This is a genomic window from Methylobacterium currus (assembly GCF_003058325.1).
Classification (GTDB): Bacteria; Pseudomonadota; Alphaproteobacteria; order Rhizobiales; family Beijerinckiaceae; genus Methylobacterium; species Methylobacterium currus.
This window is the reverse complement of record NZ_CP028843.1, coordinates 239,567-264,802: the sequence shown is the minus strand read 5'-3', so window position 1 is coordinate 264,802 and position 25,236 is coordinate 239,567. Positions and strand designations below refer to the sequence as shown.

General features: G+C 72.0%; 27 protein-coding genes. 19 read left to right on the top strand and 8 right to left on the bottom strand.

From position 1 onward, the window contains the following. Positions 1–65: 65 nt before the first annotated feature. The 8 genes from DA075_RS01245 (at position 66) to atpC (ending at position 8,025) form a co-directional block, all read left to right on the top strand. Complete coding sequence (locus DA075_RS01245; RefSeq protein WP_174800044.1) at positions 66–1,271, top strand: Zn-dependent hydrolase; 1,206 nt, start codon at positions 66–68, stop codon at positions 1,269–1,271. Positions 1,272–1,309: 38 nt separating this feature from the next. After that, a complete protein-coding gene (locus DA075_RS01240) occupies positions 1,310–1,801 on the top strand; it encodes a glutathione peroxidase (protein WP_099951655.1) in 492 nt (163 codons plus the stop codon). A 76-nt stretch (positions 1,802–1,877) separates the two neighbouring features. Continuing rightward, complete coding sequence (locus DA075_RS01235; protein ID WP_099951654.1) at positions 1,878–2,579, top strand: DsbA family protein; 702 nt, start codon at positions 1,878–1,880, stop codon at positions 2,577–2,579. A 382-nt stretch (positions 2,580–2,961) separates the two neighbouring features. Then, entirely contained in the window at positions 2,962–3,534 is a 573-nt protein-coding gene (locus DA075_RS01230; RefSeq protein WP_099951653.1) for a F0F1 ATP synthase subunit delta, read from the top strand. A 67-nt stretch (positions 3,535–3,601) separates the two neighbouring features. After that, entirely contained in the window at positions 3,602–5,131 is a 1,530-nt protein-coding gene (gene atpA, locus DA075_RS01225) for a F0F1 ATP synthase subunit alpha (RefSeq protein ID WP_099951652.1), read from the top strand. 31 nt (positions 5,132–5,162) lie between these two features. Beyond that, positions 5,163–6,047 carry a F0F1 ATP synthase subunit gamma gene (locus DA075_RS01220; RefSeq protein ID WP_099951651.1) on the top strand — a complete coding sequence of 295 codons (885 nt, stop codon included), beginning with the start codon at positions 5,163–5,165 and terminating at the stop codon, positions 6,045–6,047. A gap of 25 nt (positions 6,048–6,072) precedes the next feature. Further along, on the top strand, positions 6,073–7,530 hold the full coding sequence (gene atpD, locus DA075_RS01215; RefSeq protein WP_099951650.1) for a F0F1 ATP synthase subunit beta: 1,458 nt from the start codon (positions 6,073–6,075) through the stop codon (positions 7,528–7,530). Positions 7,531–7,623: 93 nt separating this feature from the next. Continuing rightward, a complete protein-coding gene (atpC, locus tag DA075_RS01210; protein WP_099951649.1) occupies positions 7,624–8,025 on the top strand; it encodes an ATP synthase F1 subunit epsilon in 402 nt (133 codons plus the stop codon). 69 nt (positions 8,026–8,094) lie between these two features. Here atpC and DA075_RS01205 read toward each other — a convergent pair whose 3' ends face one another. From DA075_RS01205 to DA075_RS01195, 3 genes are all read right to left on the bottom strand, one after another. Beyond that, positions 8,095–9,435: a sulfatase-like hydrolase/transferase gene (locus tag DA075_RS01205; RefSeq protein WP_123834107.1), complete on the bottom strand. Its 1,341-nt coding sequence runs from the start codon at positions 9,433–9,435 to the stop codon at positions 8,095–8,097. A 294-nt stretch (positions 9,436–9,729) separates the two neighbouring features. After that, a complete protein-coding gene (locus DA075_RS01200) occupies positions 9,730–11,343 on the bottom strand; it encodes an AMP-binding protein (protein ID WP_099951647.1) in 1,614 nt (537 codons plus the stop codon). Further along, entirely contained in the window at positions 11,340–11,939 is a 600-nt protein-coding gene (locus DA075_RS01195; RefSeq protein WP_099951646.1) for a nitroreductase family protein, read from the bottom strand. Before DA075_RS01195 ends, DA075_RS01200 begins: the two co-directional genes overlap by 4 nt. A gap of 164 nt (positions 11,940–12,103) precedes the next feature. Here DA075_RS01195 and DA075_RS01190 point away from each other — a divergent pair, with 164 nt between their 5' ends. The 8 genes from DA075_RS01190 (at position 12,104) to DA075_RS01160 (ending at position 17,016) form a co-directional block, all read left to right on the top strand. After that, positions 12,104–12,448 (top strand): hypothetical protein, encoded by a 345-nt coding sequence (locus DA075_RS01190; protein ID WP_099951645.1) that lies wholly within the window; start codon positions 12,104–12,106, stop codon positions 12,446–12,448. 4 nt (positions 12,449–12,452) lie between these two features. After that, positions 12,453–12,746 (top strand): hypothetical protein, encoded by a 294-nt coding sequence (locus tag DA075_RS01185; RefSeq protein WP_099951644.1) that lies wholly within the window; start codon positions 12,453–12,455, stop codon positions 12,744–12,746. Positions 12,747–12,756: 10 nt separating this feature from the next. Further along, complete coding sequence (locus DA075_RS36325) at positions 12,757–12,930, top strand: hypothetical protein (protein WP_164712183.1); 174 nt, start codon at positions 12,757–12,759, stop codon at positions 12,928–12,930. A gap of 78 nt (positions 12,931–13,008) precedes the next feature. Then, on the top strand, positions 13,009–13,251 hold the full coding sequence (locus DA075_RS01180; protein ID WP_099951643.1) for a hypothetical protein: 243 nt from the start codon (positions 13,009–13,011) through the stop codon (positions 13,249–13,251). Between the two features lie 112 nt (positions 13,252–13,363). Then, on the top strand, positions 13,364–14,785 hold the full coding sequence (locus tag DA075_RS01175; RefSeq protein WP_099951642.1) for an SNF2-related protein: 1,422 nt from the start codon (positions 13,364–13,366) through the stop codon (positions 14,783–14,785). 107 nt (positions 14,786–14,892) lie between these two features. After that, positions 14,893–15,498, top strand: coding sequence for a sulfite oxidase-like oxidoreductase (locus tag DA075_RS01170; RefSeq protein WP_099951641.1), 606 nt, complete (start codon positions 14,893–14,895; stop codon positions 15,496–15,498). 3 nt (positions 15,499–15,501) lie between these two features. Next, complete coding sequence (locus DA075_RS01165) at positions 15,502–16,209, top strand: FAD-binding oxidoreductase (protein WP_099951640.1); 708 nt, start codon at positions 15,502–15,504, stop codon at positions 16,207–16,209. 9 nt (positions 16,210–16,218) lie between these two features. Continuing rightward, positions 16,219–17,016 carry a shikimate dehydrogenase family protein gene (locus tag DA075_RS01160; protein ID WP_099951639.1) on the top strand — a complete coding sequence of 266 codons (798 nt, stop codon included), beginning with the start codon at positions 16,219–16,221 and terminating at the stop codon, positions 17,014–17,016. Positions 17,017–17,080: 64 nt separating this feature from the next. On the opposite strand, the gene DA075_RS01155 is transcribed toward DA075_RS01160, so the two are convergent. Further along, complete coding sequence (locus tag DA075_RS01155) at positions 17,081–18,229, bottom strand: S8 family serine peptidase (RefSeq protein WP_164712182.1); 1,149 nt, start codon at positions 18,227–18,229, stop codon at positions 17,081–17,083. A gap of 587 nt (positions 18,230–18,816) precedes the next feature. On the opposite strand from DA075_RS01155, the gene DA075_RS01150 reads away from it, so the two are divergent. The 3 genes from DA075_RS01150 (at position 18,817) to DA075_RS01140 (ending at position 22,579) form a co-directional block, all read left to right on the top strand. After that, entirely contained in the window at positions 18,817–20,226 is a 1,410-nt protein-coding gene (locus DA075_RS01150; protein WP_099951637.1) for an FAD-binding oxidoreductase, read from the top strand. Between the two features lie 247 nt (positions 20,227–20,473). After that, positions 20,474–22,069, top strand: a complete 1,596-nt coding sequence (locus DA075_RS01145) for a GMC family oxidoreductase (protein ID WP_099951636.1) — start codon at positions 20,474–20,476, stop codon at positions 22,067–22,069. A gap of 42 nt (positions 22,070–22,111) precedes the next feature. After that, positions 22,112–22,579: an ureidoglycolate lyase gene (locus DA075_RS01140; protein WP_099951635.1), complete on the top strand. Its 468-nt coding sequence runs from the start codon at positions 22,112–22,114 to the stop codon at positions 22,577–22,579. 9 nt (positions 22,580–22,588) lie between these two features. Here the strand turns inward: DA075_RS01140 and DA075_RS01135 are convergent, their stop codons facing one another. The 4 genes from DA075_RS01135 to DA075_RS01125 form a co-directional block, all read right to left on the bottom strand. Continuing rightward, positions 22,589–23,362 (bottom strand): DUF4198 domain-containing protein, encoded by a 774-nt coding sequence (locus DA075_RS01135; RefSeq protein WP_099951634.1) that lies wholly within the window; start codon positions 23,360–23,362, stop codon positions 22,589–22,591. A gap of 160 nt (positions 23,363–23,522) precedes the next feature. Then, the gene (locus DA075_RS36320) at positions 23,523–23,675 is read right to left on the bottom strand and encodes a hypothetical protein (RefSeq protein ID WP_164712181.1); all 153 of its coding nucleotides are present in this window, start codon (positions 23,673–23,675) and stop codon (positions 23,523–23,525) included. A gap of 2 nt (positions 23,676–23,677) precedes the next feature. Next, positions 23,678–24,979 carry a CCA tRNA nucleotidyltransferase gene (locus tag DA075_RS01130; protein WP_099951633.1) on the bottom strand — a complete coding sequence of 434 codons (1,302 nt, stop codon included), beginning with the start codon at positions 24,977–24,979 and terminating at the stop codon, positions 23,678–23,680. Further along, entirely contained in the window at positions 24,976–25,233 is a 258-nt protein-coding gene (locus tag DA075_RS01125) for a DUF6111 family protein (protein ID WP_099951632.1), read from the bottom strand. Before DA075_RS01125 ends, DA075_RS01130 begins: the two co-directional genes overlap by 4 nt. Positions 25,234–25,236: the final 3 nt, after the last annotated feature.

Below are 25,236 nucleotides of genomic sequence, written 5' to 3'. Positions count from 1 at the left end.
CGTGCCTCGAACGAGCCACGCCCGACCGTCCCGGTTCCGGGCGGCCACGGAGGGCAGCGAGCATCATGCGGGCGATCGACACGCAGGCTTTTCTCAAGGATCTCCACGACCTGCGGGCGATCGGCCGCTTCCGCACCGGCGTGCACCGCCCGACCTACTCAGCCCAGGACATGGAATCCCGGCGCTGGCTGATGCGGCGCCTGGAGGAATGCGGGCTCGACCCGACCATCGACGGCGTCGGCACCGTCCTCGGGCGTCATCGGGGTGACGGTCCGCACCTCCTCGTCGGCAGCCATATCGAGAGCCAGAACGAGGCCGGCTGGCTCGACGGGGCGCTCGGCGTGGTGGCCGGCCTCGCGCTCGCCCGGGCCGGGCTGCCGGTCGATGTCTGCGCCTTCGCGGACGAGGAGGGGCATTTCGACGTCGGCTTCCTGGGCAGCCGCTCCGCCATCGGCGAGGTCACCGAGGCCGAGATCGACGGCAGCCACAACCGCACCGACGGAACCCCTTTGCGCGCGGCGCTGGCTTCCGCCGGTCTCGCCGGCCTGCCGCGGATGCAGCTGGAGGCGGGGCGCTACCGCGGCTTCCTGGAGATGCATATCGAGCAGGGAACGCAGCTCGAATCGACGGGTTTGCGCCTCGGGATCGTCACCGGAATCGTGGCGATCTGGCAGTGGCGGATCGTGATCGAGGGCGCGCAGGACCATGCCGGCGGCACCACCATGGCGGAGCGCCGCGATGCAGGCCTGACCGCCGTGCGCCTCCTCTCCGCCATCGACCAGGCCTTTCCGCAGGTCTGCGGCGAGCGCAGCACCTGGACCACCGGCCGCATCACCCTCGATCCCGGCGCGCCGAGCATCATCCCGGGCCGGGCCGAGATCCTGTTTCAGATCCGCGACGTCGCGGTGCCGGTGCTGGAGCGGATGGAGGCGACCCTGCGGGCGCTGATCCGCGAGAGCAACCGGCGCGAGCGCTGCACCGCGACCCTCGAAGAGATCTCCCGCAACACCCCGGCCCTGTGCGATCCCGGCCTGATGGGGGCGCTGTCGGAGGCGGCCGAGGCCCTGTGCCCCGGCGGCTGGCAGACGATGCCCTCGGGCGCCGGCCACGACGCCCAGAACGTCGCCAAGGTGATGCCCGCCGCGATGCTGTTCGTGCCCTCGATCGGCGGCATCAGCCATCACTGGGCCGAGGACACCAAGGAGGAGGACCTGGCGCTCGGGGTGCGGGTGCTGGCGGCGGCGGCGGAGCGGGTGCTGGCCGCACGCTGAGGCGAGACCTTCGCCGCCGGGTGAGGCATAAGGCGGCCATGACGACGGTCCATGACTTCGCCCCCGCCGCCCCGGACGGCACGCCCCACCCGCTGGCGTCGTACCGCGGCAAGGTGCTGCTCATCGTCAACACCGCCTCGGCCTGCGGCTTCACCCCGCAATATGCCGGGCTGGAGGCCCTGTGGCGTCGCCACCGCGAGGCCGGCCTCGTGGTATTGGGGTTTCCCTGCAACCAGTTCGGCGCCCAGGAGCCGGGCAATGCCGAGGAGATCGCCCGGTTCTGCACGCTGACATACGACGTCAGCTTCCCGCTCTTCGCCAAGGTCGAGGTGAACGGAGGCAGAGCCGAGCCGCTCTTCACCCACCTCATGCAGGCCCGGCCGGGGCTGTTCGGCACGCGCGCGATCAAGTGGAACTTCACCAAGTTCCTGGTCGGCCGCGACGGGCGGGTGATCGCGCGCTTTGCCCCGCGGGTGAAGCCGGAGGCGCTTGAGGCTGCTGTGGGGGAGGCGCTGGCGGAGCCGGCGTGAGGCCATCATCCGGCCAAAATGGCCGAGCTAGTCATCAAGGGTGACGAGTACCTGTCGCCCTGGACGCGAAACCATCATGTCGCTCTCCCGCCGCACCCTCCTGGCCGCCTCCCTGGCGACGCTCCCCACCCTCGCCACCAAGGCCCGGGCGCAGGCCGAGGGCCAGTGGCGCGCGGTGACCGGCGACAACGGCCAGCCGATCCCCAATACCCGCCTGCCGGGCGAGCTCGCCTCCGAGATCGGCCGCCTGCGCGGCGTGACCTGGCTCGGGCCGCGGGAGGCCTCGGTCACGCTCTACGAGTTCTTCGATTACAATTGCCCGTGGTGCCGGGCGGCGGCACGCGACCTCGACGACCTGGTCAAGGCCAATCCGGACCTGCGCATCGGGCTCGTCAACAACCCGATCCTGTCGGTGCAATCGGCCCAGGCCGCCAAGGTGGCGCTCGCCGTGCAGCGCACCGGCGGCTCGGCGGCGACCGCGAAGCTCTACGCCGCGCTCCTCGGCCCCGGCACCTCCGGGCGAAACGACGGGCCCCGGGCGCTCGAGGCGGCGGCGCGCCTCGGGCATGACCGGGCCGCCATCGAGCAGGCGGCGGATTCCGACGAGGTGCGGGAGGCGCTGAAAAGCCAGATGAGCCTCGCGGCGAATCTCGGTCTCCACGCCACCCCGTCCTACGTCGTCGGCACCTCGGCGCTCCTGGGCTATCCGGGCCCGAAGAGCCTCGCCCGGGTGCTCTCCAACGTGGCCGAGTGCGACGAGATCGCCTGCGGGAGCTGAGACCGGTCCGAGCCCGGAAATGCCTTGGAAACCTGCTCGAAACCTCCGCGGCCCGGCGCCGCGGAGGAAAATCCTCCCTGCGCCCGGGCACCGGCATTGTCCCGCAGCGCAATGGGACCATCGTCGAAGGTGCGCCCCGTCCCCGCAACCGCGAGGCGCCGGATGGGTTTAAGCTCACGGCCCGCCTCGCGATTGGCGCGCCTCCGCTCGCCTTGCGCCCCCCGAAAACCCATGCTAGGCCGGCGCCGCGCCGGGGGAGGGGGCATTCTTCTCGTGCCGGAGCCTTTCCCATCATCGACGGGCCGCGCGCCGCCGCCGCTCCACTCCAGGCCGGCGCGATGCGGCCGGACCCGTCGGGCCAGGACATGAAGAGAGAGCGCTGGTGGCTCAGAACGCATCGGAATCGGGTTCTCCCCTGGCGGGCGTCGCCGGGCGGTACGCCTCGGCGTTGTTCGAGCTCGCCCGCGACGAGCGGGCCGTCGACGCGGTGTCTGACGGGCTCGACCGGTTCGACGCCCTGCTGACCGAGAGCGCCGACCTGCGGCGCCTCGTGCGCAGCCCGGCCTTCTCGGCCGAGGATCAGGTCAAGGCGATCGAGGCCGTGCTGGCCAAGGCCGGGATCGGGGGCATCGCCGCCAACTTCATCCGCCTGTCGGCCGCCAACCGGCGGCTCTTCGCCCTGCCGAACATGATTCGCGCCTATCGCGAGCTGGTCCGCGAGTCGAAGGGCATCGTGCGGGCCGAGGTGCGGCTGGCCGAGAAGCCCTCCGACGCGGTGCTCCAGGACATCAAGGCGTCCCTCAAGGACGTGGCGAAGGCCGAGGTCGACCTCGACCTGCGCATCGACCCGAGCCTGATCGGCGGCATCGTCGTCAAGCTCGGCAGCCGCATGGTCGACGCCTCCTTGCGCACCAAGCTCAACAGCATCCGCCTGGCGATGCAGGGCGCCCGCTAAGGGCCCCGCCGCATCCGCCGACACCCCGAATAACGCCCGACACGCGAACGAACGAGGGAAGGTCCAGATGGACATCCGTGCCGCCGAGATCTCCGCCATCCTGAAGGAGCAGATCAAGAACTTCGGCCAGGAGGCCGAGGTCACCGAGGTCGGTCAGGTCCTGTCGGTCGGCGACGGCATCGCCCGCGTCTACGGCCTCGACAACGTCCAGGCCGGTGAGATGGTCGAGTTCGAGTCGGGCGTGCGCGGCATGGCCCTGAACCTCGAGCAGGACAATGTCGGCGTCGTGGTGTTCGGCGCCGACCGCGAGATTAAGGAAGGCCAGACCGTCAAGCGCACCGGCGCCATCGTGGACGTGCCGGTCGGCAAGGGCCTGCTCGGCCGCGTCGTCGACGCGCTCGGCAACCCGATCGACGGCAAGGGCCCGATCGTCGCCGAGGAGCGCCGCCGGGTCGACGTGAAGGCCCCCGGCATCATCCCGCGCAAGTCGGTGCACGAGCCGATGGCGACCGGCCTCAAGGCGATCGACGCCCTGATCCCGATCGGCCGCGGCCAGCGCGAGCTGATCATCGGCGACCGCCAGACCGGCAAGACCGCCGTCGCCCTCGACACCATCCTGAACCAGAAGCCGGCCCATGCCGGCACCGACGAGAAGGCCAAGCTGTACTGCGTCTACGTCGCGGTCGGCCAGAAGCGCTCCACCGTCGCCCAGTTCGTGAAGGTGCTGGAGGATAACGGCGCCCTCGAATACTCGATCGTCATCGCGGCCACGGCCTCGGACGCCGCTCCGATGCAGTTCCTGGCGCCCTTCGCCGGCTGCGCCATGGGCGAGTATTTCCGCGACAACGGCATGCACGCCGTGATCGTGTACGACGACCTGTCGAAGCAGGCCGTGGCCTACCGCCAGATGTCGCTGCTGCTGCGCCGTCCGCCGGGCCGCGAGGCCTATCCGGGCGACGTGTTCTACCTGCACTCCCGCCTGCTCGAGCGCGCCGCCAAGATGGGCGACGCCGCCGGCGCCGGCTCGCTGACCGCGCTGCCGGTCATCGAGACCCAGGCCAACGACGTCTCGGCCTACATCCCGACCAACGTGATCTCGATCACCGACGGCCAGATCTTCCTCGAGACCGACCTGTTCTACCAGGGCGTGCGCCCGGCGGTGAACGTCGGCCTCTCGGTATCCCGCGTCGGCTCCGCCGCCCAGACCAAGGCGATGAAGTCGGTCGCCGGCAAGATCAAGGGCGAGCTGGCGCAGTACCGCGAGATGGCGGCCTTCGCGCAGTTCGGCTCGGACCTCGACGCCTCGACCCAGAAGCTGCTCAACCGCGGCGCCCGCCTGACCGAGCTCCTGAAGCAGCCGCAATTCTCGCCGCTGAAGATGGAAGAGCAGGTCGCGGTGATCTACGCCGGCGTGAACGGCTACCTCGACGCGATCCCGGTCAACCGGGTCCGTGCCTTCGAGGACGGCCTGCTCTCGACCCTGCGCACCCGGCACACCGACCTGCTCGACACGATCCGCTCCTCCAAGGAGCTGTCGGCCGACAGCGGCGCCAAGCTGAAGGGCGTGGTCGAGTCCTTCGCCAAGTCGTTCCAGTAAGCCCCAAGGCTCGACACCAAAGGACGCTCCGATGGCGAGTCTGAAGGACCTGCGCAATCGCATCACCTCGGTGAAGGCGACCCAGAAGATCACCAAGGCGATGCAGATGGTCGCCGCCGCCAAGCTGCGCCGGGCGCAGACGGCGGCGGAGAGCGCCCGGCCCTATGCCGAGCGCATGGCCCAGGTGCTCGGCAACCTCGCCGCCAACCTGACCCCCGGGGCGGAGACGCCCCGGCTGCTCTCCGGCACCGGCCAGGACCGCACCCACCTGCTCGTCGTCTGCACGGCGGAGCGCGGCCTGTGCGGTGCGTTCAACTCCTCGATCTCGCGGCTGGCCCGTGACCATGCCCGCCGCCTGATGGCGGAGGGCAAGACGGTCAAGATCATCTGCGTCGGCAAGAAGGGCTACGACGTCCTGCGTCGCGAGTTCCGCGACCAGATCGTCGAGCTGATCGAGCTGCGCGGCGTGCGCCAGCTCGGCTTCGAGAACGCCGAGGGAATCGCCCGCAACCTGCTCGGCCGCTTCGATGCGGGCGAGTTCGATATCGCCACGCTGTTCTACTCGCGCTTCCGCTCGGTGATCGCCCAGATCCCGACGGCGCAGCAGATCATCCCGGCCGAGATCGCCCCGACCAGCGCCGCCACCGGCGCCTCGGCGGACGCGGTCTACGAGTACGAGCCGGGCGAGGGCGAGATCCTGGCGGCGCTGCTACCCCGGAATCTCACCGTCCAGATCCTCCGGGCGCTCCTGGAAAACGCCGCCTCCGAGCAGGGCGCGCGCATGGGCGCCATGGACAGCGCCACGCGCAACGCCGGCGAGATGATCAAGAAGCAGACCTTGATCTACAACCGGACGCGCCAGGCGATGATCACCAAGGAGCTGATCGAGATCATCTCGGGCGCCGAGGCGCTCTGACCGCACGCAATCAGGGATTAGCATCATGGCGAACACTGCCACCCCCGGCGCCGGCTCGAACAAGGTCGGCCACATCACCCAGGTCATCGGCGCGGTCGTCGACGTGCAGTTCGAGGGCCACCTGCCCGAGATCCTGAACGCCCTCGAGACCAAGAACCAGGGCAACCGCCTCGTCCTCGAGGTCGCCATGCAGCTCGGCGAGAGCACCGTGCGCTGCATCGCCATGGACACCTCCGAGGGCCTGGTCCGCGGCCAGGAGGTCACCGACACCGGTTCGCCGATCCGCGTGCCCGTCGGCGCCAACACCCTCGGCCGGATCATGAACGTCATCGGCGAGCCGATCGACGAGGCGGGCGAGATCAAGACCGAGTCGCTCCGCGCGATCCACCAGCCGGCCCCGTCCTACGCCGAGCAGTCGACCGAGGCGCAGATCCTCGTCACCGGCATCAAGGTGGTGGACCTGCTGGCCCCCTACGCCAAGGGCGGCAAGATCGGCCTGTTCGGCGGCGCCGGCGTCGGCAAGACCGTGCTCATCATGGAGCTCATCAACAACATCGCGAAGGCCCACTCGGGCTACTCGGTGTTCGCGGGCGTCGGTGAGCGGACCCGCGAGGGCAACGATCTCTACCACGAGATGATCGAGTCCAAGGTGAACATGGACCCCAAGGAGCACGGCTCCGCGGCAGGCTCCAAGTGCGCCCTGGTCTACGGCCAGATGAACGAGCCCCCGGGTGCCCGCGCCCGCGTCGCGCTGACCGGCCTCACCGTCGCCGAGCATTTCCGCGACGAGGGCCAGGACGTGCTGTTCTTCGTCGACAACATCTTCCGCTTCACGCAGGCGGGCTCGGAAGTGTCGGCGCTGCTCGGCCGCATCCCGTCGGCGGTGGGCTATCAGCCGACGCTGGCCACCGACATGGGCGCCCTGCAGGAGCGCATCACCACCACCACCAAGGGCTCGATCACCTCGGTGCAGGCGATCTACGTGCCGGCCGACGACCTGACCGACCCGGCGCCCGCCACCTCGTTCGCCCACCTCGACGCCACGACCGTGCTGTCGCGCTCGATCGCCGAGAAGGGCATCTACCCGGCGGTGGACCCGCTCGACTCGACCTCGCGCATGCTCTCGCCGGCGATCCTCGGCGAGGAGCACTACACCGTCGCCCGCCGCGTCCAGCAGGTCCTGCAGCGCTACAAGGCGCTCCAGGACATCATCGCGATCCTCGGCATGGACGAGCTGTCCGAGGAGGACAAGCTGACCGTGGCCCGCGCCCGCAAGATCGAGCGCTTCCTCAGCCAGCCGTTCCACGTCGCCGAGATCTTCACCGGCTCGCCGGGCAAGCTTGTGGCGCTCGAGGACACCATCAAGGGCTTCAAGGGCCTGGTGGACGGCGAGTACGACAACCTCCCCGAGGCGGCCTTCTACATGGTCGGCTCGATCGAGGAGGCCAAGGAGAAGGCCCAGCGCCTCGCCGCCGCGGCCTGATCGGCAGCGACCCCAGACGGGCCCGGCCGCGAGGCCGGGCCCTATCGCGCAAAGTCCTGTCGCGCCTGACGAAACCGGAAACGACCCTACCCCATGGCCACCTTCCAGTTCGACCTCGTCGGCCCCGAGCGGATCCTCTATTCCGGCGCGGTCGATGCCGTGCAGCTTCCGGGCTCCGAGGGCGAGATGACGGTGCTGCCCGGGCATGCGCCCGTGCTCACCACCCTCAAGACCGGCATGCTGGTCATCACCGAGAGCCCGCAGGTCGGCAAGCGGGTGCTGGTGCGCGGGGGCTTCGCCGAGATCAACGCCACCTCGCTCACCGTGATCGCCGAGCGCGCGACCCCGGTCGAGGAGCTGACGCCCGCGATCATCGACGCCGACATCGCGGCGGCCGAGCTGCTCTACGATGCCACCGACGATTACGACCGCAAGATCGAGATCGAGGGGCAGATCGCGCAGCTGCGCGAGGCCAAGGTGGCACTGAGCTTCTGATCGCCGGATCTGCGCCGGTTCGGACATCGAGAGGGCGGCGGGACCGGAAGTCCCGCCGCCCTCTTCCTTTTACGGCAAGGCCACGGTGGCGGTCGGGATCGGCGCGAGCCGGATCCACGGTACCCTGCCGGGCTCGAAGGCATCGCGGGCGGCCCGGCGCCACAAAGGCGGGGCGTGATCGCCGACGAGCAGGATCTCGGTTCCCGGATGGGCCAGGGCGATGCGCGACACCGCCGCGAACACGTCCTGCCAGATCCCCACCATGGCGCAGACCTCGCGGTCGGCGAAGGGGCTGCCCGGGTGCCGACAATCCTGCCGCCCCGTCGCCCCGTCCCGTGGCACCGGCACGTGCGAGGTCAGGGTGAGCCAGTAGACGAAGGCGGGCCCGGGCGCCGCCAGCTCGGCCTCGACCACCTCCGCCACGTCGGTGTCGCAGGGGCCCGGGAACGGACCGCCGCAGGTCCTGGCGAAGCGGGGCGCCAGCGCCTCGCCGAACAGGCTCTGCTGGAACCCGACCAGCGGGTACCACTGCGCGCGGTCGTAGAAGCCCGCATGGTAGCCGTGCACCGAGATCGTGCGGTAGCCGTGGGCGGCGAATCGAGCGGGCAGGCAGGTCGGATGGCCCGCGGCGAAGACCTGGAGGTGGGAGCGGTAGGTGCGGCACAGCTCGCGCATCTCACCCGACGCGGTGGCCCCGAAGAAGGCGCTGGTGCCCGTCGTGACCGTGTAGAGCCGGCGCAGGGCCGGATCGTCGAACGCGGCCGTCAGGATCGCGTGCCGACCGGCATCGCGCAGGAGGCCCAGGCTCTCGACCATCACCAGCAGGGCCCGACGGGGCGGCCGCGCCTGGTCGGGCAGGGCCGCGAAGCCGGAGCTTAGGCTGGCCGCTTCGAAGGGCTGGCCGATGCTCGCGAGCGGCCCGAAATCGTAAGCTGAGGAGCCGTTGACCAGGCCGTCGCCGAGAAGCAGCCCGGCAGCCGCCGCCGCGAGGGCGGGACGGCTGCCCTGGCGCATCGTCGGGCCGGCCCGCAGCAGGACGGCCAGGTACGCGAGCGTGGCGCAGAGAGCCGCGAGGGTGCCGGCCGCGTAGGCGGGCGTCGCCAGGAGCGACGCCAGCAGCTCGGCGTCGATCAGGTGCAGGACCATCGCGGGATCGAGGAAGAACATCCGGCCGACGGCGAAGACGAGATCGAACAGCACCGTCGCCAGGCCGAGCAGCACGAGCGCCCAGCCCGGCAGCCGTCCGCCCAGGAGCGCGACCGCGGCGTAGAGCGCGATGGCGCCCGTCCGCGTCGGCACGCCCGCGACGGTGCAGGCGGCGAGCGCCAGGACGTTCGGCAGCACGAGGCCGCCGACGATCAGGAGCAGACTCGGCCGAGCCGACAGGATGAGTGCCGAAACGCACCGCATGAATCGCAGGGTTGCGGCGTAAACCGCCGCTCCATGACGTAGAAGCATGAGGGCTTCGTAGCCGGTTTTTTCTTAATTTTGGCTTCAGTCTCGGCGTCGATAAAGATCTAACAGTATTCGCTCGAAGAAATTTCAACGAGACTGAAGCGATCGAGCCGTGATTACATCGATCGCGAGGCAATCGGGCGCGACGGTCTGCGGCCGACACGGTCGATCGTCCGGCGCCGCGACGAAGACGAAGTCTGTAGGATGATCATCGCGAGGCGCGGGGCCGCTTCCGGCGCCGGGCACGGCCTACGCCTCGTCGCGCAGCACTCGCCGGATGATCTTGCCGGTCGTGGTGAGCGGCAGGCTCGGCCGGAACGCGATCTCGCGTGGATATTCGTGGGCCGAGAGCCGCGTGCGCACGAAGGCCTGGATCTCCGCGGCGAGCGCGTCGGAGGCGGCATATCCAGGGCGCAGGACCACGAAGGCCTTGACGATCTCGGTGCGGACCGGATCGGGCTTGCCCACCGCCGCCGCCAGCGCCACCGCCGGATGGCGCAGCAGGCAATCCTCGATCTCGCCGGGGCCGATCCGGTAGCCGGCCGAGGTGATGACGTCGTCGTCGCGGCCGACGAAGTGGACGTAGCCGTCCGGATCCATCCGGCCCTGGTCGCCGGTGGTCATCCAGCCGCCCAAAAACTTGCGCTCGGTCGCCTCGGGGTCGTTCCAGTAGCGCAGGAACATCACCGGGTCGGGCCGGGCGACGGCGATCTGGCCGGTCTCGTCGGGGGCCGCCGGGCTGCCGTCGGGGCGGATGACCGCGACGCGATGGCCCGGCACCGGCCGGCCGGTGGAGCCCGCCCGGGCCACACCGAGCGCCGCACAGGAGGCCAGCACCAGGTTGCACTCGGTCTGGCCGTAGGCCTCGTTGACGGTCAGCCCGAGGGAGCCGCGCGCCCAGTGTAAGGTCTCGGGGCCCAGCATCTCGCCGGCCGAGGCCAGGGTGCGAAGCGCGCCGAGATCGAAGCGCCGGCGCGGATCGTCCACGGTGCGCAGCATCCGCAGGGCCGTCGGCGGCACGAAGGCGTTGGCGACCGAGAGGTCGGCCATCAGCCGGAACGCCTCCTCGGGCTCGAACTTTTCCGCCTTCCGCGCCACCACGGCGACGCCGTGATGCAGGCTCGGCAGGAGCGCGTTGAGCAGGCCCCCGGCCCAGGCCCAGTCGGCCGGGGTCCACATCCGGTCGCCGGGCTTCGGCATGAAGTCGTGCATCATGGAAAAGCCCGGCAGGTGGCCGAGCAGCACCCGGTGGCCGTGCAGCGCCCCTTTCGGCGGGCCGGTGGTGCCGGAGGTGTAGATCATGAGGGCCGGGTCGTCGGCCCGCGTGTCGACCGGGACGAGGTCCGGCGAGGCCGCCGCCAGAAGACCCGCATAGCCGAGCGCGCGGTCGCCGGCGCCGTCGGTCGAGACGACGAGGTCGAGATCCGGCAGCGTGTCGCGCAAAGGTCCGAGTTTGGCGACGCCCCCCGCATGGGTCACGACCGCCCGGGCCCCCGCGTCGCCGAGGCGGTGGAGCAGGCCTTCCGGCCCGAACACCACCGCCAGCGGCAGCGCCACGGCGCCGAGCTTGTAGATCGCGAGATGGGCCACCACCACCGCGGGGGATTGCGGCAGCAGCACCGCCACCCGGTCGCCGGCCTGGATGCCGTGGGCCCGCAGGGCGTTGGCGAAACGGTTCGACGCCTCGCGCAGGGCGGCGAAGGTCCAGGCCTCCACCCGGCCGTTCGGCGCCACGTCGAGGATCGCCGTGCGCTCCGGATCGGCCGCGGCCCAGCGGTCGCAGACGTCGACCGCGATGTTGTAGCGCTCCGGGATCCGCCAGCGGAACCCGGAGACGAAACCCTCGTAGGAGGTGGGGGTCACGCCTCGCGCGGCGGGAACCCGCCCTGGAACACGAAGTCGGACAGGGGATGGCGGCCGTTCGGGGTCTCGCGGGCGCGGATCTCCTCCGGCAGCGTCGCCGGGTCGGCCTTGCGGCCGATGGCGAAGGCGGCCTCGACCCGGTGGTGGGGCGGCAGGTTCAGGGCGGCCGGCGCCCGCTCGTGGTCGAAGCCGGTCATGCCGTGGGCGTGCCAGCCCATCTTGATCGCCTGGAGCTGGAACAGGGCCGAGGCCGTGCCGGCGTCGAAGGACGCGCTGTAGGAGGGCTTCAGCCCGTCCTGGGTGTTCATCATCCCGTTCGAGGCGATGAACACCAGCGCCCCGGCATTCTTCACCCAGCCCTGGTTGAACGGCACGAGGAGCCCGAACAGCGCCTCCCAGGCGGGGGTGTCGCGAAGCGCGTAGACGAAGCGCCAGGGCTGCGAGTTGTAGCCCGAGGGGGCCCAGCGCGCCGCCTCGATCATCGTCGTCAGCTCAGGCAGCGGCACCGCCTCGCCGGTGAAGGCGCGGGGCGACCAGCGCTCGAGGAACAGCGCGTCGATCGGGTGGTCGGCGGTACGGGAATTGGCGGATGTCACGGGCGTAAGGATCTCCGTGGATGTCGCGCCGTCCTGCCAGCAAGCGCGGCGGTTGTCACGGGCCGGAGCGCCGGACCTTGGGCGCGGCTGACCCGCGGAAACCTCATACCGCCCCCGGTGTTGTCCTCGACACGAGCGAACCGGCCGCAACAGGAGACGGATCGATGGCGAAGACGGATCAGGCGCGGCCCTCGCTGCGCGACTTCGACCCCTATACCGATCGCAATGGGCAGGACATGGGGCAGGATTCGCCCCTCGATGTCGGCGTGCCGCAGCGCACGCAAGCCGACATGGCCCACGATCCGATGGGACAGGCCCGCGACGCCCGGGTCGCCTCGGACTTCAACCGCCTCGACGCGATCGGCGCGACCGACGGCAGCCAGGCCACCGAGGACGAGACGCCGCCGGAGAACCTGCGCCGGATCAGCGATCCCTCGACCGGCAGCCCCGCCGTCAAGGAGGCGATCGACCGGGCGACGGCCGCGGTCGGCAAGGACGAGGGGGAGTGAGGCGATGACGCGCAAGCCCGACGACGTGGTGGGCAGCCGGGGCGGACCGGCCGCCGGCGGCGGCCATCAGACACCCGAGCAGGAGGCGATCACCCGGCAGGAGGGTGGGGGCCGCGACGAGGCCGAGCTGAAGCGCGAATGGTCCTCGGCCGGCACCCCCGGCCGGCCGCCGGTCTCGGTCGGCGGCAGCTCCGGCGGGCATTCCGACCAGATCGCGGCGCAAGGCCCCCGCGAAGGCGAGAAGGTTGCTGACGGCGAGTACCGGACCGAGAAGACCGGCGGCAAGGCCGATGGGTGAGGAGCACGGGATGGCTGAGCGCAAGGACGGGCGGGACGGCAAGCCGGCCCGCGACGACACGATCACCGCCGACGACCTGAAGGGCGTCGCGGCGGTGCCGCAGGACGGCGACGGCGAGGGCAACAAGTCCGGGGCGAATGCCGGGGATCGGCAGGGCGACGAGGTCGATCCGGGTGCGGGTTAGGACACCGGGCGCATCCGGGCGCCCGAGGCGTAATGGCCGGCCGCGCCGCGGCCGGCCCGGTTCCTCACGAGGACGACGATGACGAAGCTCTTCATCGCACGGGTGCGCGGGACGTCCGGTGATCGGCCGCTCGTGACCGTGCGCGCCGCAGCCGAGGGCGAGGCGAGGCTGTTTCTCGAAGCGGCCTACCCGGACGACGAGGTGGTCGAGGTCGCCGAGCCCGGCGACTGGGTCAGCACGTTGGACACCGGCTCGAAGGCCGGGGATGTGCGCGAGCATCCCGGCGTGGCGTGGCAGGCGCCGTCGACCGGCTTGAGCTAGGCTCAGGCGGGGCTGGAATCCTGTGCGTCGCGGAGGCGGCGCCGCGGCATAGGGGCCTCGAACCGGAGCGCGGGCTTGAGCCCCACCCCGCCCCGCGGGCATGAGGGGCCGCATGTCCTCGTTCTCCGCGCCACCCCGCCTGATTCCCCGCCCGCATCAGGTCGAGGCGATCCGCGCCATCCTGGCGGCGCGGGCGGAGGGGCGGCCGGGCTTCCTCCTCGGCGACATGACCGGGCTCGGCAAGACGCTGTCGGTCTGGGGCGCGGTGGCGGCGATGCCCGAATCCGCAGTGCTGATCGTCTGCCCCAAGGGGGCGATGCCGCAATGGCGGCGCACGATCCGCGATTCGGGGCTGGCCTCGAAGGACGTGACGCTGCTCAACTACGAGCGCACCAAGTCCCTGCTGGCGCTCCCCGCCGCCAGCGCCCGCCGGTCAGTGCGGGCGAAGAACAACGAGCTCGCCAAGCTAGGCCAGCCCAAGCGCGTCTGGCCGATCGTGGTGTTCGACGAGGCGCACCGCCTTCGCAACCCGAACTCGCAGCAGGGCCAGGCCTGCCGGCGGATGGCGGAGGCCGCCGCCTTCACGATCTACGCCAGCGCCACCGCCGGCCAGGCGCCGCACGAATTGTCCTATCTCGGCGCGCTGCTCGGCCACGCCGTCGGCCGTCCGGTCGAGACCATGGCCGATTTCCGCGCCCTGATGCAGCACCTGACGATCGGCCGCGCCAAGGGGCGCTGGCAGAACTGGTCGTGGGAGCCGAATGCCCGCGACCAGACCGTGATGGCCGACCTGCTCTATCGCGGCGCGCGGGCGATCGGGCTCCGGCGCCGCCCGGCCGACATCGCCGGCTGGCCCGAGGTGCAGCGCGACCTCGCGCCCACCGCCCTCGATGCACCGTCGCAGCGCCTCTACGACGCGACCTGGCGCGAGTTCCGCCGGGAATGGGGCCTGGCCGGTGGCTCGAACCGGCGCGCCGCCGGCTGGGCGGCGGACTTGCGCTTCCGCCAGAAGGCGAGCCTGATCCGGGTCGCCGGCACGGTCGACCTCGCCGAGGACCTTTTGGCGGCCGGCGAGCAGGTGGCGATCTCGGTGGCGTTCCTGGAGACGGGCGCGGCGCTCAAGGCTGCCCTGACCGGCCGCGGCTGGCGCGCCGGCACCATCGACGGCACGCAGGCGCCTGAGGTCAACGAGGCGGTAAGGGCCGCCTTCCAGCGGGGTGAGCTCGACGCGGTGGTGTTCACCGTCACCGAATCGATCTCGCTCCACCGCAACGAATTGCCGGGCGGCGAGCGCCCGCGCAGCCTGATCGTCCACGACATGCGCCACAGCGCGATCCAGCTCAGCCAGATCGAGGGCCGCTGCCACCGCGACGGCGAGCGCGCCGCGATCCTGTTCGCCTATGCGGAGGGCACCGTCGAGGAGCGGGTCGCCGCCACCGTCATCGCCCGCATGGCCGCGATGGACAGGATGGCCGGCGAGGATACCTCGCTTCTCGACGCGATCGCGCGGATCATCGATGGTGAGGCGGACTGACTCCGCAGCCCGCCAGGGCCGCGGCAAGCCTGACCAGGCGCGGCGCCCATGCGCCGGACGTCCTGCCATCGACCGATGGCAGGACACTTGGATAAGGAGACATCCCCATGGTGACGCGAGGGTTCACGGGGCGCCGCCCTGCCCGGCCGGATGCGGAGCGCCTGCCGCCGGGCCAGTACCTCACCGAGGACTTTCCGGTGCTGCAGCTCGGGCCGACGCCGAAGATCGACCTCGCGCGCTGGCGCTTCACCCTGCGGGAGGGCGCCAAGCCCCTCAAGAGCTGGACCTGGACCGAGTTCGAGGCCCTGCCGCGTACCCGCTGGAAGGGCGACATCCACTGCGTGACCAAGTGGTCGAAATTCGACACAGCCTGGGAAGGCGTGACGTTCGACGATCTCCTGGCGGCGGCCGGGATCGAGGCGCCGACCGCCTATCTGCTGGCCGAGGGCTACGACGATTACACCACCAACGTGCCGGTGGCCGACCTGACCGGGGCCAAGGCCATGGTGGCGACCCGCTACGCCGGCGAGCCGATCCCGCCCGACCACGGCGGTCCCGCCCGCCTCCTGGTGCCGCACCTCTACTTCTGGAAGAGCGCCAAGTGGGTGAAGGGCCTGCGGTTCACGCAGAAAGACGAGGCCGGGTTCTGGGAGCTGCACGGTTACCACATGTACGGCGATCCCTGGCGCGAGCAGCGCTTCACGGGTGATTGAGCGGTGCCGCTCGTCTGGCAGGAGGCGCGGATCACCGCGGCCGTTCCCGAGACGCCGCGCGTGCGGCGCCTCACCCTGGCGGTCGGCTGGGGCAAGCCGTTCCGGGCCGGCCAGCACGTGGACGTGCGCCTGACCGCGCCGGACGGCCACCAGGCCCAGCGCAGCTACTCGATCGCCTCCTCGCCGACCCGTCCGGAGACGATCGACCTCCTGATCGAGCGCCTCGCGGACGGCGAGGTCTCGGGCTTCTTCGCCGACGTGGCCGAGCCCGGCGACGTGATCGAGCTGCGCGGGCCGATCGGCGGGGCCTTCGTGTGGGACCCCGCCGAGGGCGGGCCGCTGCTCCTCGTCGGCGGCGGATCCGGCGTGGTGCCGCTGCTGTCGATGCTGCGCCACCGGGCGGAAGGCGCGCCGGACGTGCCGGCCCTGCTGCTCACCTCCGCCCGCACCCCCGACGATGTGATCGCCCGCGAGGAGCTGATGCGCCGCGACGCCGAGGAGCCGAATTTTCAACTGAGGCTCGTCCTCACCCGGGTGCCGGGCGGCCGGCGGATCGACGCGGATACCGTGCGCGCGGCGCTCGCCGCCCTCGGAACACCGGCCCACACCTTCGTGTGCGGCAGCAACCCCTTCGTCTCCGCCGCCTCCGACCTCCTGGTCGAGGCCGGCCTGCCCGCACGAACGATCCGCACCGAACGCTTTGGAGGATAGACCGCAGCCATGCCCGAGATCACCGGCCACACCCGCGTCTTCGCGATCCTCGCCGACCCGATTACCCAGGTGAAGGCGCCGCAGGGCCTCAACCGCATCATGGCCGAGCGCGGCGTCGACGGGGTGATGGTGCCGCTCCACGTCGCGGCGGCGGACCTCGCGACGGTGCTGGCGGGCCTGCGGGCTGTGCAGAGCTTCGGCGGCGCGATCATCACCGTGCCGCACAAGACCGCGATCGTGCCGCTCCTCGACCGGGTCAGCGAGGCGGCGCGGCTCGTCGGGGCGGTCAACGCGGTGCGGCGCGAGGCCGATGGCCGCCTCGTCGGCGAGATCCTGGACGGGGCCGGCTTCGTCGCGGGCTTGCGGGCGGCAGGCCACGAACTGCTTGGCCGCAGCGCCTATCTCGCCGGGGCGGGTGGGGCGGCCAACGCCATCGCCTTCGCGCTGGCCGAGGCCGGGGTGAGCCGCCTCACCGTGCACAACCGGACGGCCGGACGGGTCGAGGACCTGTTCGCGCGCCTGCGCCGGCTCGCCCCGGACCTGCCGCTGGCTCTCGGCAGCCCCGATCCGGCGGGGCACGACCTCGTGGTCAACGCCACCTCGCTCGGCTTGAGGCCCGACGATGCCCTGCCCCTCGACCCGGCCGGGCTCGCGCCCGATCAGCTCGTGGCCGAGATCATCATGCAGCCGGCCGAGACGCCGCTGCTGACGGAAGCGGCGGCGCGGGGCTGCCGCACCCATCCGGGCCTGCCGATGCTGGAGGGCCAGCTCGCCCTGATGGCGGATTTCCTCGGCATGCGGCCGTGAGCCGAGGGCCCGGTCACAGCCCGAGGCGCATCACAGCCCGAGGCGCATCACAGCCCGAGGCGCATCACAGCCCGAGGCGCATGGCGGTGCGCAACGGCGCCATCACCCCGTAGCCGAGGCTGTGGTGCCAGCTCGACGGGCCGCGGCGGCGCGCATCGGCCTGGAGCGCGACGGTGAGGTCGCGGGGATTGAGCGCGGCGTGCGGCAGCCGGGTCCGGAGCGCGGCGACGCAGCCGGCGGCGACCGGGCAGGCGGCGGAGGTCCCGGCATCGGCCTTTCCGGACCCGCCCGCCTCCGAGCCGAGGAAGTCGGTGTAGCTCGCGAGGTCGGGCTTGGCGTAGACCATGCCGGGAATGCCCGGCCCCTGCGACGCGTCGTCGGTCCGCCGGCCCCGCAGGGTCGCGCCGGTCACCGTGATGACGTCCGGATGGGCGTTCGCCCCCATGATGGTGGGCTGGGTCCGGCCCTGGCCGCGTGGATCGGGACGCCCATCGCCATATCCTCGGTGAGAGCCTTGGTGGGGTCCTTGGCCGCCATTGCCGGCCGCGAACAGGATGTCGACGCCATAGCGGCTGAGCGCCCCGACGATCCGGTTGAAGGGATGGCCCGGATTGTCGACGTAGCGCCCGGGATGCCCGGCCGGGAAGTCCCAGCTCTCGTGGCCGAGACCCCAGGAATTGGTGACGATGAGGGCCTTGAAGCGCGGCTTGTCCGCCTGCACCGCCGTGAGCAGGTGGGCATAGGCCTGGAGGGCGTCGCTGAGGAAGCCGGGCCCCGTCGCGGGCAGGACGGGCACGTCGAGCAACGTCGCCCGCGGAGCGGCGATCAGGGCGCCGTAGGCGCACATCGTGCCGGTGCCGACCGGATGCTGGCCGGATTCGACCGGACGAGGCGGCCAGGTCACCGCGGCGTCGAGCGAGGCCGCGACCCCGCGCGAGGCCAGATGCGCGAGGTTGATCCCGGCATCCACCACCGCGATCGTCACGCCCGCGCCGTCGAGCCGGCGCGCGGCGAGCCCAGGCACGCCGAGGCGCTGCTCCACCTCCGCCCGGGTGCCGCCCGGAACGCCGGCCGCGCCGGCCGGCGCCGTGAAATGCGCGATCGGCGGGTCGGAGAAGATCGCCGCGCCCTCGGTCGTCAGCGCCGGCAGCTCGGCATCGGCGTCGATCGTCGCCCGGACGGCGTAATGCGTGGCGCCGTCGGGTGACGACACCGAGAAGGGGGAGGCGGACTGACTATCCCCGAGCGGGACCGCAGAGAAGCACGTGTCTATGTCCGCGCGGGCCGGCAATCCGGTCAACCGGCGGCTGATTCCGCCGCCGCCACTCAACCTCATCATGGCTGAGTCGTGCAGCGCCTCTTGCGTCGGCAGGACGAGAATCACGCGCCGCTCGGGCATCGTTGTCTCCAATCGGGAGTGATGCCGGTTTTTATATAAATTTTATTTTCACGCAAGTAATTTCCGCTGCGCGAGGTGCATGCTCTCGGCGGAACCTTGGCGGCCTGCCTGCGCCCGGCCGGCACGGTAAAATTGTTCTTTCCGCGCGGATGGGCCCCGATGAATCGGCCGCTTCCGGCTCGTGCGCCTCCGGCGCACCTGGCTCATTCGCCTCCGGCGCCTCAGATCCTTTCGCCTCCGGCGCCTCCGGTCCACGCGCCTCCGGCGTATCCTGTTCATGCTCCTCCGGCGCGTGCGGCCCGCGCCGAACCGTCCCGCGCCCACGGGCTTGACCCCGGCTTCCATCCGGGCGAGGCCGGCGCCCAGCTCACCACACCCGCGCGACCCGTCGGAGGACGCCGATGACCCTTCCGGCCCACCAGCCCCCGCACGACACCCTGATCCAGCGCCTCAGGGATCGCCTCGGCCCGGCCGGCCTCCTCACCGAAGAGGCCGACATGGCCCCCTTCGCGATCGACTGGCGGCGCCTGTTTCCGGGCCGGCCGGCCGGCGTGGTGCGCCCCGCCAGCACCGCCGAGGTGGCCGACGTGGTGCGGCTCTGCGCCGAGGCCGGCGCCGCCCTGGTGCCGCAGAGCGGCAATACCGGGCTTGCCGGCGGCGCGGTGCCGGACGCGTCCGGCACGCAGGTGGTGCTGTCGCTCGCCCGCATGAGCGCGATCCGCGGGGTCGATCCGGTCGGCCTGACGCTGACCGCGGAAGCCGGCTGCATCCTCAAGGTGGCGCAGGACGCCGCCGAGGCCGCCGGGCGGCTCCTGCCGGTGAGCTTCGCGGCGGAGGGCTCGGCGCTGGTCGGCGGCGTGATCGCCACCAATGCGGGCGGGATCAACGTGGTGCGCTACGGCATGACCCGCGGCCTCGTCCTCGGCCTCGAGGTGGTGCTCGCCGATGGCAGCGTCGTCGACGGCCTGCGGGCCCTGCGCAAGGACAATGCCGGCTACGACTGGAAGCAGCTCTTCATCGGCACCGAGGGCACGCTCGGCATCGTCACGGCGGCGGTCCTGCGCCTCGTGCCCAAGCCGCGCCACAGCGCGACGGCCCTCCTCGCCGTGCCCGATCCGGCGGCGGCCCTGCGCCTGTTCACCCTCGCGCAGGAGGAGATCGGCGACAGCATCCAGGCCTTCGAGCTGATCTCCGGCACCTCGCTCGGCTTGGTGGAGACGCATGCAGGCCTCAGGAGCCCGGTCGGGCAGGCGGGCTGGAGCGTGCTGATCGAGGCCGCCTCGTCGCTCTCGGGGCTACGCGAGGCGATGGAGGGCGTACTCGGCACGGCGCTCGAGCGCGAGGATGCCCTCGACGGGGTGCTGGCCGAGTCCGGCCGCCAGGCCGCCGAGCTCTGGGCCCTGCGCGAGCACGTGACCGAGTGCGAGGCTCGCGAGGGCAAGAGCGTCAAGCACGACGTCTCGGTCCCGATCACCGCGATCCCCGCCTTCCTCGACGAGGCCGGAAGGGTGCTGGCGGCGGGCGCGCCCGGCACCCGCGTCAACGCCTTCGGCCACATGGGCGACGGCAACATCCACTACAACGTCCTGATCGGGCCGGACCATTCCTCGGAGGCGATCAACGCCCTCGTGCACGGGGTGGTGGACCGCTACAGCGGCAGCATCTCGGCCGAGCACGGCATCGGCCAGTACCGCGTCGCCGAGCTCGCCCGTCACCGCCACCCGGACGAGATGGCGCTGGCGCGGCGGATCAAGGCGGCGCTCGATCCGGAGGGGCTGCTGAACCCGGGCAAGGTGTTGGCGCGGGGGTAGGGAAGGCGGGCGCCCGAACCCTCCCGCCTCTGCGGGGGAGGGTGGCGAGCGGATCGAGCCGGGAGAGGGAAGCCACGCTTCCGGATATGGCGGAACCGTTCTGACGGGTGCTCCCTGGACCGGCGTCGCGCTGCCCCTCTCCCGCCCGGCTCCGCCGGGCCCCCTTCCCCGCAGAGGGGGGAGGGATCGGGGGCGAGCTGCAACGATAAGAACTAACAACGATAAGAACGAACAGAGAGGGAGGACCATGGACGCGTTCGACTTCGTCATCGTCGGCGGGGGCACGGCGGGCTGCGTGCTGGCCAACCGCCTGAGCGAGGATGCCCGCCACCGCGTGCTGCTGCTCGAGGCGGGAGGGGAGGGGACCGGGTTCTGGGTCGGCATCCCGGCCGGCTTCCCCAAGCTCCTCACCGGCGGCGCCTTCAACTGGCGCTTTTCCACCGAGCCGGAGCCGAACACCCACGATCGCGCCATCGTCGTCCCCCGCGGCAAGGGGCTCGGCGGCTCGACGCTGATCAACGGCATGATCTTCGTGCGCGGCCAGCCGCAGGATTTCGACACCTGGGCCCAGAGCGGCAACCGTGGCTGGAGCTGGCAGGATGTGCTGCCCTACTTCCGCAAGCTCGAGCATTTCGAGGGCGGCGACCCGGAGCTTCGCGGCCGCGGCGGGCCCCTTCACGTCACCCGGGTCGGGGTGAGGCATCCCCTCGCCGACGCCTTCATCCGGGCCGGGACCGAGGCCGGCTATCCGGCGAACCCCGACTATAACGGCGCCTCGCAGGAGGGTTTCGGCTACTACCAGGCCAACCAGCGCAACGGCCGGCGCTGGAGCGCCCGGGACGCCTACCTGCAGCCGGCCCGCACGCGGCCGAACCTGACGGTGCGCACCGACGCCCATGTCCTGCGCCTCGACCTCGACGGAAACCGCGTGACGGGCGTCACCTACCGGCGCGACGGGCGCGAGGAGCGGGTGAGCGCGCGCGCCGAGGTGATCCTGGCCGCCGGCGCCGTGCAGTCGCCCCACCTGCTCGAACTCTCCGGCATCGGCCGGCCTGAGGTGCTGGCGGCGGCCGGCATTCCCGTCCGCCATGCCCTGCCGGGAGTCGGCGAGAATTATCGCGATCACTACGCCACGCGGATGAACTGGCGGGTGAAGGTTCCGGTGACCCTCAACGAAGCGACCCGCGGCTGGCGCCTCGGCCTCGCGGTCGGGCAGTATTTCCTGACGCGCCGCGGCATCCTGACCCTCGGCACCGGCCTCGCCCACGGCTTCGTGCGCACCCGGCCGGACCTTGCCGGGCCCGACGTGCAGTACTTCTTCATGCATGCGAGCTACGCCAACGCCGCCGACCGCACCCTCGACCGCGAGCCCGGCATGACGATCGGCGTGACGCAGCTGCGGCCCGAATCCCGCGGCACCATCCACGCGGTCTCAGGTGATCCGCTCCGCCCCCCGGCGATCCGCCCGAACTTCTTGGATGTCCGCAGCGATCAGGAGGCCCTGATCGAGGGGATGCGCATCGCCCGCCGGGTGATCGCGCAGCCCGCCATGGACCCCTACCGCGCCCACGAGCTCAATCCCGGCGCGGGCGTGCAGTCGGACGACGAGTGGCTCGATTTCGCTCGCCGCAACGGCCAGACCATCTACCACCCGGTCGGCACCTGCAGCATGGGGCAGGGGCCCGAGGCGGTGGTGGACGAGCGCCTGCGGGTGCGCGGCCTCGACGGCCTGCGGGTGATCGACGCCGCCGTGATGCCGACCGAGGTCTCGGCCAACACCCAGGCCGCCGTGATGATGATCGCCGAGAAGGGCGCGGACCTGATAGGGGAGGATCGCCGCTGAGGCGCCGCCCGCGATGGGCGACCCGAGAGGAGCCGACGAACGATGCGCACCCTTCCGATCGAGCCGATCACCGCGGACGCCTTCGCGCCTTTCGGCACGCTGCTGGTCGGCCCGGCGGCCGGGCCGCGGCAGGACCGGGCGGCCGAGATCGAGAACGGGCGCCCGGCCGCGGCCCTCAACCTCGCCCTCATCCGCAGCGAGCCCTTCGCCGACACGATGCCCCTGCGGCGGCTCGAACGGCACCCGCACTCGGCGCAAGGTTTCCTGCCCCTCGCCGTCGGCGACTATCTGGTGGTGGTGGCGCCCGATGAATGCGGGCGGCCGGACGAGGCGGCCTTGCGCGCCTTCCGGGTGCCGGGCGATACGGGCATCGTCTATCGCAGCGGCGCGTGGCACGCCCACATGACCACGCTCTCAGGCCCCGGCACCTTCGCGATGCTGGTGCACGAGGATGGCAGCGCGGAGGATTGCGTGTTCGCGCCGATCGCCCCGGTCGTGCCGGAGGCATAGGGGCGCCGCTCAGTTCACCGACGGCTCGTCGAGCCGGAACGCGAAGGTCGCCGTGTAGACGTCCTCGTCGGCGAGCGTCGGGGTGGCCGAGGGGCTCACCGTCTGGGTCACCGTGAGCACCTGGCTGCCGGCCTTGCGGATCGGCACCGTGGCGATGCCTTCCGGGTCGGTGGTGTAGGCCGGCACGCCGGCCCGCTCCGGCTCCATGCCGCTGTCGCCATAGTAGAGGTCGGCTCCCGGCAGCGGCGCGCCGCGGAACAGCACCCGCACCCGGATCGCCCCCGCGGTCGGGCCCGGCACCTCGACCGGCACGATCTCCAGGGTATGGCCGACCACCCGCAGCCACGGCGCGCCGGGGCCGAAGGCGGCCTTGGCGTACTTCACCGACCAGCGGCCCTCGCGGGCGTCGGGCACCAGGCGCCGGCCGGCATTGAGGCGGGTGCCGTCGCGGAGCGTCGTCCAGTAGCCGGCATCGTAGGTCGCCGCGACCAGCGTGCGTCCGGGCTTCGTGCCGAGCGGCGCCAGCAGGGCGGGGGGCACCTCCGGCGGGGCGGGCTTGAGGCCGGCGCGCAGGGACGTGCGCCCCTCCTGCGTCAGGGCGACGAGTTCGAGGAGCTGGGGCGCACGCGGCGCCTCGCGCTTCGAGGCGTGGCCGTAATTGACCCGGACCTGCGGGGCCTGATCGGCGGTGCTGAGCGTCAGCCACAGCTCGTGCGCGCCGCCGGGCCGCGAGGCCCCGAGGACGAGGGCGGCGGCCAGGGCGGTACGGAGCAGGGGCAGCATCGGTCGTCGGTCTCCATCGGGCGGCGCCGGACAGCGCCTCGCGCGGGTGGGGCGAGGCACGAAGCGGGCCCGCGGCGGCAAGGCATCATAACCCATCCGGCGCCAAACCGATCCAGGCGGGGAGCACGCGAGGCCGGCGCTCCCTCGGACAGGGCCCCGCTCAGGTCGGCTTGGCCTTCTGCCCCTGGTCGGCCTGACGGGGCCCGCTCGCCAGGTAGGACAGCGCCGCCGCCCCGGCAACAGCCGCGCCCACCGCCCGGAACACCGTCGCGATCCGCGCCATCCCGGCCTCACCTCCGGGCGAGCCCGGCAATGTTAGCTCTTGGGAAGGGGCGAACGGCCGGAATCTTCCGGGGTTCCGCCGGCAGCCGCCAGGGCCGAGGCGAGCGCCAGGGCGCGGAGGCGCGCCTTGGCGGCCGCATCGGTCGGGCAGCCTTCCGCGAGCCAGGCCCGGCGCGCCGCCGCGAGGCCCTGGCCGAGCCCGCGGCCGGGCGGGGCGCCCGCCGCCACCAGGGCCGCCCCGGTGACCGGCAGCACGGGCACCGGCTCGGCGCCGGCCGCGAAGCGCGCGAGCGCGTCGGCGGCGTCCGGCGTCAAAACCGGCCGCGGCTCGCCCGTCAGCACCAGGGCGGCGTCGGACACCGCCCCCGCCCCATGCTCGGCCACGAGGCGCCGCACATCCGCGGGCGCCAGGGGGGCTGGCGCCCCGTGCAGGGCGGCCTCGGCCCCCGCATAAGCGGAGAGCCGCGCATGCTCGGCGTTCGACAGGCGTAAGCCCTCCCGCAGGCGCTCGGCATCGGCCCCGGAGCGCACCGCGAGGGCGGCGAGGCGGCGCACCGGATCGGCTTGCGCCTCCGCGGCGGCCAGCCGGGCGAGGCGGCCGAGATCGCCGATTCCGCCGATCAGCCGCTGCAACAGGCCCGTCTGCGACAGGATCGTGGTGACGGCGGGCGCCCCCGGGGCGACGAGGAGCTTCAGGAGCTCCCCCCGCACCCGCTCGCGGGAGAGCTGCGCCAGCCCGTCCCGCGCCTCGATTGCGGCGGCGAGCCCCTCCGGATCGGGAGCCCCGGCACCATAGCGGGCGTGGAAGCGGAAGAAGCGTAAGGTCCGCAGGTAATCCTCGCGGATGCGCTGGCGCGCCTCGCCGATGAAGCGCACCCGGCCCTCCGCGAGATCGGCGAGGCCCCCGACCGTGTCGTGCACCCGTCCGTCCGGCGTGACCGAGAGGGCGTTGACGGTGAAGTCGCGCCGGGCCGCGTCGTGGGAGAAGTCGCGGCCGAAGCGTACCACGGCGCGGCGCCCGTCGGTCTCGACGTCCTCGCGCAGGGTCGTCACCTCGAACGGCTCGCCCTCGACCACGACCGTCACGGTGCCGTGGGCGATGCCGGTCGGCACGGGCTTGAGGCCCGCGTCGCGCGCGCGCGCCACCACCGCCTCGGGCAGCAAGGTCGTGGCGAGGTCGATATCGGCGACCGGGCGGCCGAGGAGCGCGTCGCGCACCGCGCCGCCGACGAGGCGGGTCTCCTCGGTCGGGGCGGAGAGGGCGTCGAGCACGCGGGCCAGCCGCGGCCGCGCCAGCACCGCCCGTAAGGCGCGCTCGTCGAGGAGGAGGCTCACCGGAACTGCCCGGGCACCACCCGGCCGTTCTCGATGTGGGTCGGCACGAAGCCGTCCCGGTGCCGCTCGGCGGTAAGCGCCACCGCCAGGAACGAGAGGATGACCAGGGCGGCGCCCGCGATGGCCAGCCGCGCGGCGTGGTCGCTCCAATGGATCCAACGCAAGGGGCTGCGCTGGCGCAGGACCAGCCACACCGCGAAGAGTCCGAAGGGGACCAGGAACAGCAGGATGTCGTCGATCAGCGCGCGGGCCATCAC